The 14,645-nt window shown below is 43.0% G+C and carries 12 protein-coding genes; 5 read left to right on the forward strand and 7 right to left on the reverse strand.

All coding sequences use genetic code 11. The features are described 5' to 3' along the window. Window positions 1–169: 169 nt before the first annotated feature. From DRZ93_RS11180 to DRZ93_RS11195, 4 genes are all read right to left on the reverse strand, one after another. Window positions 170–1,804, reverse strand: coding sequence for a phosphoethanolamine transferase (locus tag DRZ93_RS11180; RefSeq protein WP_113746622.1), 1,635 nt, complete (start codon window positions 1,802–1,804; stop codon window positions 170–172). Between the two features lie 152 nt (window positions 1,805–1,956). Then, window positions 1,957–2,526 carry a LysE family translocator gene (locus tag DRZ93_RS11185; protein ID WP_172458219.1) on the reverse strand — a complete coding sequence of 190 codons (570 nt, stop codon included), beginning with the start codon at window positions 2,524–2,526 and terminating at the stop codon, window positions 1,957–1,959. Between the two features lie 105 nt (window positions 2,527–2,631). Then, window positions 2,632–3,303 carry an amino acid ABC transporter permease gene (locus tag DRZ93_RS11190; RefSeq protein ID WP_113743550.1) on the reverse strand — a complete coding sequence of 224 codons (672 nt, stop codon included), beginning with the start codon at window positions 3,301–3,303 and terminating at the stop codon, window positions 2,632–2,634. A gap of 75 nt (window positions 3,304–3,378) precedes the next feature. Then, window positions 3,379–4,122 carry a transporter substrate-binding domain-containing protein gene (locus DRZ93_RS11195; protein ID WP_113746623.1) on the reverse strand — a complete coding sequence of 248 codons (744 nt, stop codon included), beginning with the start codon at window positions 4,120–4,122 and terminating at the stop codon, window positions 3,379–3,381. Window positions 4,123–4,475: 353 nt separating this feature from the next. On the opposite strand from DRZ93_RS11195, the gene DRZ93_RS11200 reads away from it, so the two are divergent. The 5 genes from DRZ93_RS11200 (at window position 4,476) to DRZ93_RS11220 (ending at window position 10,204) form a co-directional block, all read left to right on the forward strand. Beyond that, window positions 4,476–6,041 carry an ABC transporter substrate-binding protein gene (locus tag DRZ93_RS11200; RefSeq protein ID WP_113746624.1) on the forward strand — a complete coding sequence of 522 codons (1,566 nt, stop codon included), beginning with the start codon at window positions 4,476–4,478 and terminating at the stop codon, window positions 6,039–6,041. A gap of 285 nt (window positions 6,042–6,326) precedes the next feature. Beyond that, entirely contained in the window at window positions 6,327–7,343 is a 1,017-nt protein-coding gene (locus DRZ93_RS11205; protein ID WP_113743547.1) for an ABC transporter permease, read from the forward strand. Then, window positions 7,344–8,234, forward strand: a complete 891-nt coding sequence (locus tag DRZ93_RS11210; protein ID WP_113746625.1) for an ABC transporter permease — start codon at window positions 7,344–7,346, stop codon at window positions 8,232–8,234. It begins immediately after the preceding gene. A gap of 9 nt (window positions 8,235–8,243) precedes the next feature. Beyond that, on the forward strand, window positions 8,244–9,200 hold the full coding sequence (locus DRZ93_RS11215; RefSeq protein ID WP_113743545.1) for an ABC transporter ATP-binding protein: 957 nt from the start codon (window positions 8,244–8,246) through the stop codon (window positions 9,198–9,200). 5 nt (window positions 9,201–9,205) lie between these two features. Next, window positions 9,206–10,204: an ABC transporter ATP-binding protein gene (locus tag DRZ93_RS11220; RefSeq protein WP_113746626.1), complete on the forward strand. Its 999-nt coding sequence runs from the start codon at window positions 9,206–9,208 to the stop codon at window positions 10,202–10,204. Window positions 10,205–10,308: 104 nt separating this feature from the next. On the opposite strand, the gene ftsZ (DRZ93_RS11225) is transcribed toward DRZ93_RS11220, so the two are convergent. The 3 genes from ftsZ (DRZ93_RS11225) to ftsA all read right to left on the reverse strand — a co-directional run bounded on the left by ftsZ (DRZ93_RS11225) (window position 10,309) and on the right by ftsA (window position 14,634). Next, a complete protein-coding gene (gene ftsZ, locus DRZ93_RS11225; RefSeq protein WP_113743543.1) occupies window positions 10,309–11,637 on the reverse strand; it encodes a cell division protein FtsZ in 1,329 nt (442 codons plus the stop codon). 211 nt (window positions 11,638–11,848) lie between these two features. Then, window positions 11,849–13,165, reverse strand: a complete 1,317-nt coding sequence (gene ftsZ, locus DRZ93_RS11230; RefSeq protein WP_113743542.1) for a cell division protein FtsZ — start codon at window positions 13,163–13,165, stop codon at window positions 11,849–11,851. 137 nt (window positions 13,166–13,302) lie between these two features. After that, on the reverse strand, window positions 13,303–14,634 hold the full coding sequence (gene ftsA / locus DRZ93_RS11235) for a cell division protein FtsA (protein WP_113743541.1): 1,332 nt from the start codon (window positions 14,632–14,634) through the stop codon (window positions 13,303–13,305). Window positions 14,635–14,645: the final 11 nt, after the last annotated feature.

A 14,645-nucleotide genomic window follows, 5' to 3' on the forward strand; every position in this document is an offset into this window, starting at 1 on the left:
TATAACAGACAGAGCTATAAAGGTAATTATATAACAGACAGAGCTATAAATATGTATTGCCATGTCTGTAAAATGACAAAACAGGCTGTTTTATATGACTTATACTGCCTTTTGCACAAAGCTGTAAAACAGGCCTTAGACTATGTTAAAAGTCCTGTTGTAACAAAAGCTAGCCCCGGCACATCTTCATGACATCAAGATCTGAGTTGTACACTTCTGTCTGTACCTGCAGTAGCCCCAGCACTGTATGAAAGAGATTGTCATGGGAAAGATCTCTGCCTGCTGTATTTTCTCTTAAGCACTTAACATCAAGACTCAGGTCAGAAGCTGTCTGCTGAGGCATCCAGATCTGCATTGGAATAGTTGTCTGATACTCAGGTGCTATCATATAAGGTGTGCCGTGTAAAAACAGACCGTTTTCACCTAATGACTCGCCATGATCTGATATGTACAAAAGCAGAGGATCATATTTATCTATATTCTTTTCAAGAACCTCATGGATAAGAGAGTATAAAACATAGTCAGTGTATAAAACTGTATTGTCATAGGCATTTTTAACTTCCTCTAAAGAACAGTTTTCCACATCGGCTCTGTTGCAGTCAGGAGTAAATTTCTTAAAGCTCTTTGGATATCTTTCATAATATTTAGGACCGTGTGAGCCTATAAGATGAAAAACTACAACTGTATCCTTGTGTACATTTTGTGTAATATCCTGGGCATATTTTAAAAATACCTCATCCTTGCAGGTCCCATTTGTGCACAGCTCCCTGCTCTCGTCAGCCTGTATCTCAATGGTCTTGATATTTTTGCACACGCCCTTGCATCCACCGTCATTTTCATACCAGGTTACATCAATACCTGCCTTTTTTATAACATCAAGCAGATTGTCACGATACTGAGCCTGAACATCATCAAAGCTCTCACGCTTTAAATCAGAGAACATGCATGGTACAGATTTAGCTGTGGCAGTGGCGCAGGATTTAACATCTGCAAAGCTAATGACATGCTCTTTTTGTGTATACACATTGGTATTACGCTCATAGCCCAGAGAACCAAAGTTCTGCGCTCTTGCAGTCTCGCCAACCACAAAGAACATAAGCTTTGGCCTGTCAGAGCTTGAGAGTACCCTGGCATCGTCACCAAGACTTACATATTCCATCTTTTGAGGAAAATAAGTGTTCTTTACGTATTTGGTGCTGGCAATAATATAGGAAAAAGGCTGTATCTCTTTTATAAGTATCTTGTTGTTACGGCCTATAAATGAGTAAAGCTGATAATTTGGCAGCACTATTGACAAAGCAAGTACTGACAGCACTGCAAGAGTACCTATGCGCAGAGCCATATTTTTTAAAACTGACTGACCGTAATTTATCTTAAGTCTGTAGATAAAAATAGCAGGCAGCAGACCTAAAAAGATAAAATACAGCACAGCAGATAATGAAAAATATGATGAGGCCTCAGAGACATTAGTCTGAAAAATATTGGCTATCATGTCTGTATCAAAGATTACGCCGTAATTAACAGCAGCAAAGGTAACCATTGAATTGACAAGACATAAAATAATAAGTGCAGGTTTTAGCACGTATCTGTAGGAAAAAAGTGTAATAAAGGCTATAGCTACAAGAGAGCTTATAGCCACAGGGGTTAAAAGTTTAAAGAGCAGACTTAGATTGTCACTGTCAGTGTAGATCTGATTTACATGCATCCAGAACTGCGCATTATAGACCGTGGCAAAGGCAATAGCCGCCGCAACAGCAATAAACAGATAGTTACGGCTCATAGCTTTAAAATTGATAAAAGACATTTGTATATCCTTATTTTTTAATTTTAAAGTATGACTGAACCCTTAGTCTAAAAGTTCCTAAGTCTGTGCTATTTTTTGTCTTGTTGATATTTTTTAGCTAATCATATGTTTTTAAAATGCTGATATTGCGATGTTTATAAAGAAGATGCCTATCAGTTAAAAAATGAAAGCAATCCCATACCCAAAAGCACAAGGCCTGACACGCGTGTCATGATAATGCCAAAGTTTCTGCCAAGGCGACCTAAAAGCTTCATAGCTATAAAAGCATAGATGATATACCAGATAAGAGCTATAAAGGCATAGGTAGCGCCTAAAAGCACATATGGCAGCAGATCATCAAGGTGTGCTGTATCTATAAACTGTGGGTAAAAAGTAACTATAAAGATAGTGATTTTAGGATTGAGAGCATCACCTAAAAAGCCGGCTGCAAAGGCGCGGGAGGCTTTGACAGATGGCAGATTATCTTCTGCCTGAATACGTCTTACACTGTCATACAGAGCGCGTATACCAAGATAGATAAGATAGGCTGCACCTGCATATTTAACAATATTAAAGACATAGGGCATGGCCGTAAAAATGGCCACAAGGCCAAGTCCTGCAAGTGTTGACTGCCAGAGCACCCCCAGAGCTATGCCAAAGGCTGCAGCAATGCCGGCGCTTCTGCCTCCTGCTACGACCATACGTGTAGCAACAGCAGTATCAATACCTGGGGTTAAAGACATAAGCGTAGACGATACGACAAATGTCTTATAAAAAATTATGCCAGAGAGCATGATCCGTCTTTAATCCTGCAGCATCCTGTGCCGCCCTACTCTTATGCGCTCTTGCTATTTGCTGCGTGCTCTTGATGAGTTGAGCTTCTTTTCAATATATTTGGCAAACAGTGCAATTATAAGAATAACAATAAAATAGATAATGGCAGTGTATGAATATACCTCAAAAGGTCTGAAGTTTCGGGCAATAATGATCTGAGAGTTCATGGTCAGCTCACGTACAGAAATTACAGACAGAATAGAGGTGTCTTTTAAAGTTGAGATAAACTGATTGATAATTGGCGGGACCATGATGCGCAGAGCCTGAGGCAGCACAATATAGCGCATGGTGTTCAAATAGCCAAAACCCAGCGAACGTGAGGCTTCAACCTGACCTTTGTCAACAGCCTGAATACCGCCTCTGAAAATCTCGGCAAGAAAAGCTGAGGCATTGATTGACAGAGTAATAATACCTGCAACTATAGGATTGAACTGTATATTTAAAAGGCCGCCTACACCAAAGAATAAGAACAGAGCAAAGATCAGAACTGGTACGCCACGGATAAAGGCTACATAGGAGTGATAGATTGAGCGCAGATAAATAGAGTTTGATAACCCCATCAATGCCAGTACCATACCTATAATAAAAGCAAAGAACATGGACGCCACAGCCACAAGCAGTGTAGCTCCAAGACCTGCCATCAGATCAGGCAGACATTCAATTAAAAGCTCAAAATAGTCACTCATGTTAAACCACAGTATCTTTAATTTAGCGCATAAATAAAGCCCGACATTTGTCGGGCAGTTATTTTACAATAAAATTTAGAGATATTGACTTACAATTTTATCGTAGGTGCCATTTTCTTTGATTTTCTTAAGGCCTGCATTGAATTTCTTGAGTAATTCCTGGTTGGCTCCCTTCTTTACAGCAAAACCGTACTGTGGAGTACCGGCCACGCGAGGAATAGCGATCTCAAGACCTTCCTGCACACCAATCTTAATCTGATAGGCTATTACAGGATAATCTTCTAAAAGGAAGTCGGCGTTGGAGTTTTTAACTGCCATCATGGTCTCTGGAGATGATGTATAGTAGGCAACATCAAAGTCATACTTGGACTCGTTCTGCTCTACAAACAAAGCGCCTGTGGTGCCTTTCTTTACAGCGGCTTTCTTGCCCTGCAAATCTTCAATTTTAGTTACATTTGAGCCTTTGCGCACAATGACGGACAGACCTGAGTCAAAATAGCCCTCAGAGAAATCCATAATCTTTCTGCGCTCGTCATTCATATTGATACCGGCAATGGCACCGTCGAGCTGACCTGAGATAAGACCTGGAATTACAGCATCAAAGTTCATTGGCTTTAACTCATAGTCAAAGTCTGTAGCTTCAGCTACAGCATCTAGCACCTCAACATCGATACCGCGGTATTTGCCGTTCTCCTCCCATGAGAATGGGGCATAGGCAGCATCACAGGCAATTATAAACTCGCCTTCGGCCATGGCTGATGATGAAAAGAACACTGCAGAGGCAAGGGCTGTAATGCCAAAAATCTGCTTAACTTTCATAAAATTCTCCTAATGTGCTAAAGCATTAAATCTACAATACTCCTCAATATAACATACAGGCATCAAAGAGCTTCATGTTTGAATGTTTTTACCATCTATAAAGCTAGGTATTTAACGCTTTTGCTATACAAACACCACTTTGGACTATAGCTTTGCACACTTATAGTGCTCTTTGCTTAAAAATAGTACATAATCATCAAACTTGCACATTTATATCGTTTTTATTTACAGTTTTGCAGAAAAATGTCCAGTTTTGGGCGTAACTTATTGATATTTTACTTTGCGTGACACAAAATCTAGCCTAATGCACCATATGTGTTTATTTTGATAATTCTTACTTTAAGGAAAGCACGATGTCATTTTTACATATCAGCAAAACCAAGATGATGGTAGCTGCCATGACAGTAGCTTTTGGCGCCTCTGTATTTTCAGCCAATGCAGCTCTGTCAAGAAAGCCTCAGGACAATATTTTCTATGCAACATCAACCGATCCGCTAGGTCTTGATCCAGCCTTAGTTGATGACTTTGATTCAGGCAACGTCTCATCAAACATCTACGAAGGTCTTATGGGCTTTAAGAAGGACAACACTGAAGTTGTACCTCTGCTTGCAACTTCATACGATGTATCAGAAGATGGACTTACCTATACCTTTAAACTGCGTCAGGGTGTTAAATTCCATGACGGCACCCCATTCAATGCCCAGGCTGTAAAATTCAACATCGATCGTCAAATGCCTGAAAATGCCGTGGCCAAAATGTCATATGCTTCACTCGTTTTTGGTGATGTAGCCTCATCCGAGGTAATTGATGACTACACCATCGCCATCAAGATGAAAAAGCCTTCAACCCCATTCCTGCACAATCTGGCCATGTGCTTTGCCGCACCAATTGTCAGCCCTACAGCTTTGCAGAAATACAACAACAATGTAAACGAGCACCCTGTCGGCACCGGCCCATATCAGTTTGTAGCCTGGGACAGAGGTCAGCAGGTTATTTTAACCCGCTTTGATGACTACTGGGGCGAGAAGGCCAAGACTGCCAATATTATCATCAGAACCATTCCTGAGACATCTGCCCGTGTTGTTGCTCTTAACAACGGTGAGATTGATGTAGCTTTCGGTCTTGATGCCAACGTTATGGATCAGGTCAAGCAGGGCGGCAATGTAATTCAGAACGAAGAGGGTATGAACACCAACTATATGTTCTTTAACCTCGATCCTAAACAGAACGGCCCTACCATGGACAAGGAAGTACGTCATGCTCTTGCCATGGCTGTTAACGTACCAGAGCTTGTACAGTCTTTATACAAAGACTATGCATCTGTAGCCACAACCTTCCTGCCTACTTTCGTACCAGGCTATTCAAAGAATGTAAAACCTATAGCCTACAATCCTGAAAAGGCCAAAGAGATCCTGGCCAAGAAGGGTGTAAAGAGCCTCAAGATCATGGTTTACACCGGTGCCCGTCAGTACAATCCGGTTGGCGGTCAGGTCTTAGCCGAGGCTGTTCAGGGCTATTTAAGCAAGGTTGGTGTTCAGGCAGAACTTTTAGTTTATGACTGGGCTACCTTCAAGAACAAGCTTCTAACCGACTACTGGGATATTGGCTTCTTAGGCTGGAACGGTGACAATGGCGATGCTGACAACTTCCTGTATCTCTTTGCCGACGATGATCCTATCAACAACAACCCAAGATGGGTAAATCAGGAATACAGAGATCTAATCGCCAAGGGTGCAGCCACTCCAGAAGGTGCCGAGCGTAATGCCATCTATGAGAAGGCTGAAATGATTTTGGCCGAGGAGTGCCCTATTCTGCCAATTTCTCACGCCCGTCAGTTAGTTGCCTACAGACCAAATATCGAGAATCTTCTCTATCATAAGATAGGTCTGTTCTTCTTCCAGGGCACTGAGAAGAAATAATTTTCATTGACTTGTTTAAAGGCGGTGTATAACCGCCTTTATTATATCTCCAGCACTCTCTTAACATTCCCGTCAACTTTTTATTGACCCTAAACACCAAAATTTCAGCCAGAACTAGTATAAATGTCTTATACACAGGACCTTTTTGCCCCATGATGGTGCCTTGTTTTCTTTGAAATTTACCTGCTTTAGGATATAATAAATCATTATTTGAATGGGGCCTGGCCGTGTTTGCTGGGCTTTTTTTATGTACAACGCAATTTACTTTTTAAAGAGGTAACATAGGTGTTTGTCTACCTTATAAAAAGACTGCTGATGCTTATTCCTGTACTCTTTTTAGTATCAGTTCTGGTCTTTCTGATTATGCGTGTCTTCTCTCCTGATCCTTCCATGATTGTTCTAGGTCAGCACGCTACCATAGAAAAAGCAGCCGCATGGCGTGAACAGATGGGTCTGAACAAACCTATTATCACGCAGTATATAGATTATATGACAGGCGTTCTGCAGGGGGATTTTGGTGTTTCATACTTTACCAATACTCCAGTTGCCTCAGAGCTTATGGCCAGACTGCCTGCCACCATTGAGCTTGCAATCATTGCCATTATAGTTGCCTCCATCATAGGCGTTATTTTCGGTATCATATCTGCAGTCAAAAAGAATTCAATTATTGATAATATGACCATGACAGCCGCCCTTATTGGCGTGTCTATGCCTGTATTCTGGCTTGGTATTCTGCTTATTATCCTTTTTTCAGGATATCTGCACCTTGTACCATCTGGCGGTCGTATTGATACATTGATGAAGCCATTTGGCGGCACAGGTTTTTATTTCTACGACACTCTTATCATCGGCGATTATGAGGCATTTTTCAATGCACTGTCCCATGCTGCGCTGCCAGGTATAACACTTGCAGCCTACTCCATGGCCATCATTACCCGTATGACACGCTCCTCAATGCTTGATGTGCTGCATCAGGACTATATAAGAACAGCTAAAGCCAAGGGTCTTAGCTCCTATGCTGTCATCGGACGTCATGCCTTTCGCAATGCCCTTTTGCCTATTGTCACTGTTATAGGTTTACAGTTTGGCGCCCTGCTCTCAGGAGCTGTGCTTACTGAAACTGTATTTTCATGGCCAGGCATCGGAGCCTATGCTGTAGAGTGCATTCTACGTTCAGACTTCCCTGTCATTCAGGGTGTGGTTTTAATTGTGGCCTTTATTTTCGTATTTATGAATCTGATTGTTGATCTGCTCTATGCCGCTCTTGATCCTAGAGTCAAATACGGACAGGAGGGAGCCTAAATGACAGATGTTACTTTAACTCCAAAGCAGTCTCGCTTTGCTGATATGGCCTCAGCCATTGCCTCCAACAAGGCTGCGCTTACAGGTCTTATCTTTATTCTATTGCTGGCTGCCACTGCTATTGTTATTGCAGCAACTCAGGCCATGGGGTTGCAGATACTGCCTTATGACCCAAATCTTGCCAACATGGAAAAGGCCTTTATAGCTCCAAATGCCGAGCACTGGTTTGGTACAGATCAGTTAGGTCGTGATATCTTCTCACGTGTGCTTGATGGCACCAAGGTATCACTTAGCGTAGGCCTGTCAGCTGTAGCCATTTCCCTGACTCTTGGTACCATCCTAGGCGCCATGGGCGGTTATTATGGCGGTCGTCTTGATAATATAATCATGCGTATGATGGATGTGGTGCTCTCTGTACCATCAATTCTGCTGGCCATAGCCTTTATGGCAGCCTTAGGCCGCGGTCTTGACAAGGCTGTTTTAGCCATTGGTCTGGTATCAATTCCAGAGTATGCCCGTATAGCCAGATCCTGTGTTATATCAGTAAAGGCCAATGACTATATTCAGGCAGCCATTGTGACTGGTGATACCAATTTAAGAATTATATTCAGACATATTCTGCCAAATATTACCTCTCCTATTGTGGTCAGAGCCACTTTAGGTATTTCAACTGCTGTGCTTGACACAGCGGCTTTAGGCTTTTTAGGTCTTGGTGTACAGCCTCCGTTTGCAGAGTGGGGAGACATGCTGGCCCGTTCACGCAGCTTTATCTTCTCAGCTCCGCATACCTTAATCTTCCCTGGCCTTGCCATTACGCTTACAGTGCTTGCCTTCAACCTCTTTGGCGACGGTCTGCGTGATGCTCTAGACCCTCGTTCAAGAAAGCGCTAGGAGATAACAATGTTACTTGAAGTTGAACATTTAACTACACAGTTTCAGACCAGACGCGGTGCAGTGCAGGCCATCAAGGATGTAAGTTTTTCTATTGAGCGCGGGCAGATTCTGGCTCTTGTAGGAGAGTCAGGCTCTGGCAAGTCCGTTACCTCTTTATCCATCATGGGACTATTAAGTTCCAATGGCAAAGTTGTAAACGGCACTATAAAGTTCAATGGTGAGAATCTGCTTGAAAAGACAGACAGACAGCTTCGCTCTATTCGCGGCAATAAAATATCTATGATCTTCCAGGAGCCAATGACCTCCTTAAACCCTATCTTTACTGTAGGCGATCAGATTATAGAGAGCATACGCGAACATACTGATATGAACAAAAAGCAGGCCTATGAGAAAATGCTCTATCTTTTAGATACTGTAGGCATTCCAAATCCTGCCAAAAGAGCCGGCGACTATCCACATCAGATGTCAGGCGGCATGCGTCAGAGAATAATGATTGCCATAGCCATGGCCTGCGAGCCTGAGCTTTTGATTGCAGATGAGCCTACAACAGCTCTTGATGTAACCATTCAGGCACAGATTCTCGATCTTATCTATAAGATGCGTGAGACCTTCAACATCTCTGTACTGCTTATCACCCATGATCTGGGTGTAGTAGCAGAGGCTGCAGACAAGGTTGCTGTTATGTACTGCGGCCGTATTGTAGAGCATGGCACCACAGATGAGATTTTAACCTCTCCTTTGCATCCTTATACCAATGGACTGTTAAAGTCTATTCCGCGCCTTGATGATACAACCAAGCGCCTGTATACCATTGACGGCATGGTACCTCCTCCGGAGCTGGTGCCTCCAGGCTGTGCCTTTGCCGACAGATGCCCACAGTGTACAGATGAGTGCAGAGCCTCACTGCCTGCACTTGTTTCAATAGGCAACAGACAGGTACGCTGTATCAAGGCAGGAGAATAATTTGTATGGAACAACAGAATAAAAAAGAAGTGCTTTTGTCTCTGCGTAATCTGAGCAAGCACTTTACCTTAAAAAGTGGCTTTTTAAATTCCAAAAAGAGCACTCTCAAGGCCGTGGACAATGTATCTATAGACATCTATAAAGGCGAATGTTTTGGCCTTGTAGGAGAGTCTGGCTGCGGTAAGACCACTCTTGGTAAAATGATTGCAGGTCTGTATAAGCCTACATCAGGTGAGATCTGGTATGAAGGCACTGATATTGGTGCCATCAAAATGGCCCAAAGACGCAAATTCTGCAAAGATATACAGATGATTTTCCAGGATCCATACTCATCGCTAAATCCGCGTATGACCGTGGAGGAAATCATCTCAGAGCCAATGATTGTCAATAAAACCCATTCAAAGGCCGAAATCTCCAAGCGCGTAGCTCTTCTTCTAGAGTGTACAGGTCTGTCAAGCTCCTATCGCTCACGCTATCCACATGAGTTCTCAGGCGGTCAGAGACAGAGAATAGGTATTGCCAGAGCTCTTGCAGTTGAGCCAAAGCTTATTGTCTGTGACGAGGCTGTATCTGCGCTTGACGTATCCATTCAGGCTCAGATATTAAATCTTTTAGGCGATCTTAAAGATGAGTTCAAACTCACCTATCTTTTCATCGCCCATGGTCTTGGCGCTGTAAAACACATCTCTGACAGAATAGGTGTAATGTATTTAGGCTCAATGGTTGAGGTGGCTCCAAAAGAGTCAATCTATGATGCTCCATGCCATCCATATACCAATGCCCTGATCTCAGCTATTCCAATTATGGACAGAGAGAAGAGAAAACAGCGCATCCTGCTCACAGGTGATCTGCCATCACCTATAGATCCACCTAAAGGCTGTCGCTTTGCCTCCCGCTGTTATAAAAACTGCTCTTACAAAGGTGAAGAGCAGAGACTTGAAAGCTGCGGGGACAATCATCTTGTAGCATGCAGATATGCTATGGAGCAGCTACAGGCAAAATAGAGTGCATAACATAAAAACGGGCGCATCAAGGCGCCCTTTTTTTATACTTTAAATTAAAGCCTGGTACAAATTATAACGGCAGCCTAAGCTGCCGTTTTTGTTTGTTAATCTGCTCTGTTGCGCAGTACAGTAGGAATTTCCCACAGCTGTGATTCTTCACTATCCTTGCTGCTCATAGGGCTGCTGATTCTAACCTCCTCAATAGGAGCGGCCGGAGCTTCAATCTCGCGGTTGACATTAGAAGAGCCTGCAGGAGCTGTAAATGGATTAGCTGAAGGAATAGAGGCATTGCTCTTGCCTGGCTCAATATACTGCGGTTCACTCTGACTCTGGGCATTAGTCTGAGACATATTGTAAAAACCGCTCTTTTGAGCCTGCATAGCAGCATTGCGGCGTATAGGACCCTGAGCCCTGGCCACAGCTGCCGAACCTTCATTACCGCCATCAGAGCCTGAAATGCCTGTAATAATAATAGTTACATGAATTTCATCTTCATCAAGCTTCTCATCCCAGATAAGACCAAACTTGCTGTCTGAATCCTCTGCAGCATAATGCTGAATAGCATTGGATATATCCTCCCACTTGTTGATAGGAAGATTTGGATTGACTCTGGCATTAACCAGAAGACCTGTTGCAGATGAAATATCAACCTGCTCAATCAGTGGTGAGTGAATAGCCTTCTGAATAGCATCTTCAACGAAGTTGGCACCCTTACCAATACCATTGCCAATCATGGCATTGCCACGGCCCTTCATAGCCATCTTGACGTCATTAAAATCAATGTTGATAAAGGCTGGAGCCAAGATAGAATCTGTTATGCCCTTGACTGCATTTAACAGCACATCATTAGCCTCATTAAAGGCATTGGCAATTGAAATATTAGCGCCAAGATTCTTTAATAGCTTGTCATTGTCAATAACAATGATGGAATCTACACGCTTTGACATCTCTGAAATGCCAGACTGGGCATTTACCATATGTCTCTTGCCTTCAAATCTGAATGGTTTGGTAACCACACCTACTGTAAGAGCACCAAGCTCTCTTGCGATCTCAGCAATAATAGGAGCGGCACCTGTGCCGGTACCACCGCCCATACCGGCGGTTACGAATACCATATCTGAATCAGTAAGAAGCTTTTTAATATCCTCACGAGACTCCTCTGCCGCATTGCGTCCTATATTAGGATCACATCCTGCACCTAAACCGTGAGTAAGCTTGGCACCAATCTGTACCACTTTATGTGATGATGAGCGTGACAAAGCCTGTGCATCTGTATTTATGGTTAAAAACTCAACACCACCCAGACTCTGATTAATCATGTATTGAATTGCATTACCACCGCCGCCACCGACGCCTACTACGCGGATCTTGCAAGCATGAGGGGTTTGCAGGTTCTGGCTACCGCCAACACTTTCTATTTGAAAATCGCTCATTTTAACTCTCGCTGGACAGAGATTTATCTTTTGAAAAAATATATTCGTTTAATTATATACATAATTTTAGCATCTATTTAAAAAAAATGCTCAGCTCATAATCATAAGCTCAAAACAACACAATTAAGATCACATTATGCAGATACAATAACCATAAAAAATAAGAAAAAGGCGGACACTGCCGCCTTCTATGTATGGACAAAATCCTAAATCAGTCAGCTCTGTTTCTTAAAACTGGCGGTACTTCCCATAACTGAGATTCAGATGAATCATCAGCCTCACCAAGTTTGACCTCCTGCGGCTCCATCAGATGGATGGTTGTGCTCTCCTGATTGCTTGGAGTTGCTGTTGGTGCAAAAGGATTTACATTGGTTTTCAAAGGAGAAGCCGGAGCTGCTGTCTGTACCTCCATGCCCTCTTGTGATCTTGTAAAAAATCCGCTCTCCTGTGCTCTTGCAGCACTGTTGTTGTGGCGTATAGAGGCCTGAGCTCTGGCCACAGCAGATGAATTTTCAACAGGAACATCAGAGCCTGAGATGCCAGCTATTAAAATGGTGATAGAAATCTGATCCTCGGCCATCTTGTCATCAAAGGTAAGACCGAATTTACAGTCAGCATCCTCATCGGCATAGCTTTGAATCTCATTGCAGATATCTTCCCACTTGGCAATTGGGAAGTTTGGATTGACTATAGCATTGGCCAGAAGACCTGCAGCTGATGAGATATCAACCTGTTCGATAAGGGGTGAATGAATGGCCTTTTGAATAGCATCTTCAACGAAGTTGGCTCCCTTGCCCATACCATTGCCAATCATGGCATGGCCGCGGCCTGACATTACTGTGGTTACGTCGGCAAAGTCAAGATTGATAAAGCCTGGCTTGGTAATTGAATCAGTAATGCCTTTTACCGCATTTAACAGTACGTCATTGGCCTCGTTAAAGGCATTTACAATTGAGATATTAGCACCAAGGTTCTTTAAAAGCTTGTCATTATCTATAACAATAATGGAATCTACACGCTTTGAGAGCTCGGAAATACCTACCTCGGCATTTACCATATGTCTCTTGCCCTCAAATTTAAAAGGCTTGGTTACAACTGCCACAGTCAGGGCTCCTGCCTCCTGGGCAAGCTCTGCAATAATAGGAGAGGCACCGGTGCCGGTACCACCGCCCATACCGGCAGTGATAAATACCATATCAGAGCCGTGCAGCAGCTCTTTGAGCTTTTCACGTGATTCTTCAGCTGCCTTACGGCCTTTCTGTGGATCACAGCCTGCACCAAGACCGCTGGTAAGCTTGACACCTATCTGTACCACTTTGTGGGCTGTAGATTTGGTCAGAGCCAGAGAGTCAGTATTGACTGAAATAAACTCTACACCAGTGAGTTTCTGATTTATCATGTGCTGCAGTGTATTGCAGCCGCCTCCGCCAACGCCTACCACGCGAATCTTACATGGGCAGGATGGATGAATACAGTTGCTTACCTGATCCATATCATTTGTTACACTGTCTAGTTTAAAATCGCTCATAAAAAATCTCGCTTGCAAGAGGCTCTGCCTGGTACAACAATCAGTTCAAAACCTATTATATACATATTTTAAAAATGTACTTTATTTTTATCTATTTATATAGCTCATATCTCAAAATATACTAAGCTGTTTGAATTTTAAAATTCCTTTTTCCACCAGTCAGTTACAGCTCTGAACATTTTTCCGACCTTGCTGTTAGGCTGCACACCATCTTCCTTGTGCACTGATTCAATAACCGGCATATAGCGCAGAAGACCTATAGGTACGGCCATGCTTGGATCTGCAAGCTCACTTTTGGCCTCAACACCCAAAGGTATACCTATCTTGACGCCTACAAGACGGGTTGAATCAACATCTCTGTCAGGCTGCAGACCGCTTGAGGCTAAAATATCAATGCCTGGCAGATTGGCCATGCCGCCGGTGAGCACAAAGCCCACGCTTAAATTATAGGCATCAGGGGACTGACGGGCAAGATATTCAATATTGTTGCAGATGGAGTTGAAAATATCCATAAGCGCATTCTGAATAACCTCGGCAAGACGGCCGCGTTTTACTATAACATTGTTCTCCACTCCGTCGGCAAAGGAGGCATTGATGTTATAGAGCTGATTGTAATCCTCATCAGACAGATATTTGGCAAAAGCCACACCATACTGCTTTTTAAGCTCCTCGGCATAGCTTAGCGGAATATGAAATTCAGAAGCAATGGCCTCGGTGATGCTGCGACCGCCTCTGTCTAAGCTGAAGGTGGCTACAAGTTTGTTTCTGTCATAGACGCATACATCAACAGTACCCTCGCCAAAATCAATAAGGCAGACACCAAGCTCCTTTTGCGGTTCTGTAAGAACGGCATTGGCAGAGGCAAGGCCTGAGAAAATCACATTATCAATCTCAACATTTGGCGATACCTTTTCAATGGCTGCTCTGAAATTGTTCTCCTGACTTTCAGCACAGGAGATAATGTGGGCATTGACACCAAGACGCATGGCATACTGATCTATAGGGTTTGAAACCATATAGTTGTTATCAAGCTCATAGCTTTGCGGTATAACATGAATAATATGATTGCCGTCCTTGACTTTGACGCTGCGGGCCATTTCTATTGCCTTGCTCTTGTCAATAGCACTTACAATGCCAGAAGGAACTACAATATCTCCTCTTTCATTTTTGGAGTCTATATGCTTGCCTGAAATACCTATATTGCAGTGCATCAGCGTAGTCTTGTTGTCGCTTTCATACTGCTGCACAATCTCAGAGAGTATTTCTGAGACACGTTGCAGATCACTTACAGCACCGGATATAATACCGTCTGAATATCTCTCGGTGTAATAGGTAATATTTAAATTGCCGTCCTCTGCAATATTGCCTGCAATAAGACGTATTTTGCTAGAGCCTATATCAATAGCAACCACAGTATCTCTGCTGGAATTGTTTTTAACACTGTCTTTTGTATTTTTTGCTTTAAACATATAAAATCCTT

Source organism: Anaerobiospirillum thomasii, assembly GCF_900445255.1.
Taxonomy (GTDB): domain Bacteria; phylum Pseudomonadota; class Gammaproteobacteria; order Enterobacterales; family Succinivibrionaceae; genus Anaerobiospirillum_A; species Anaerobiospirillum_A thomasii.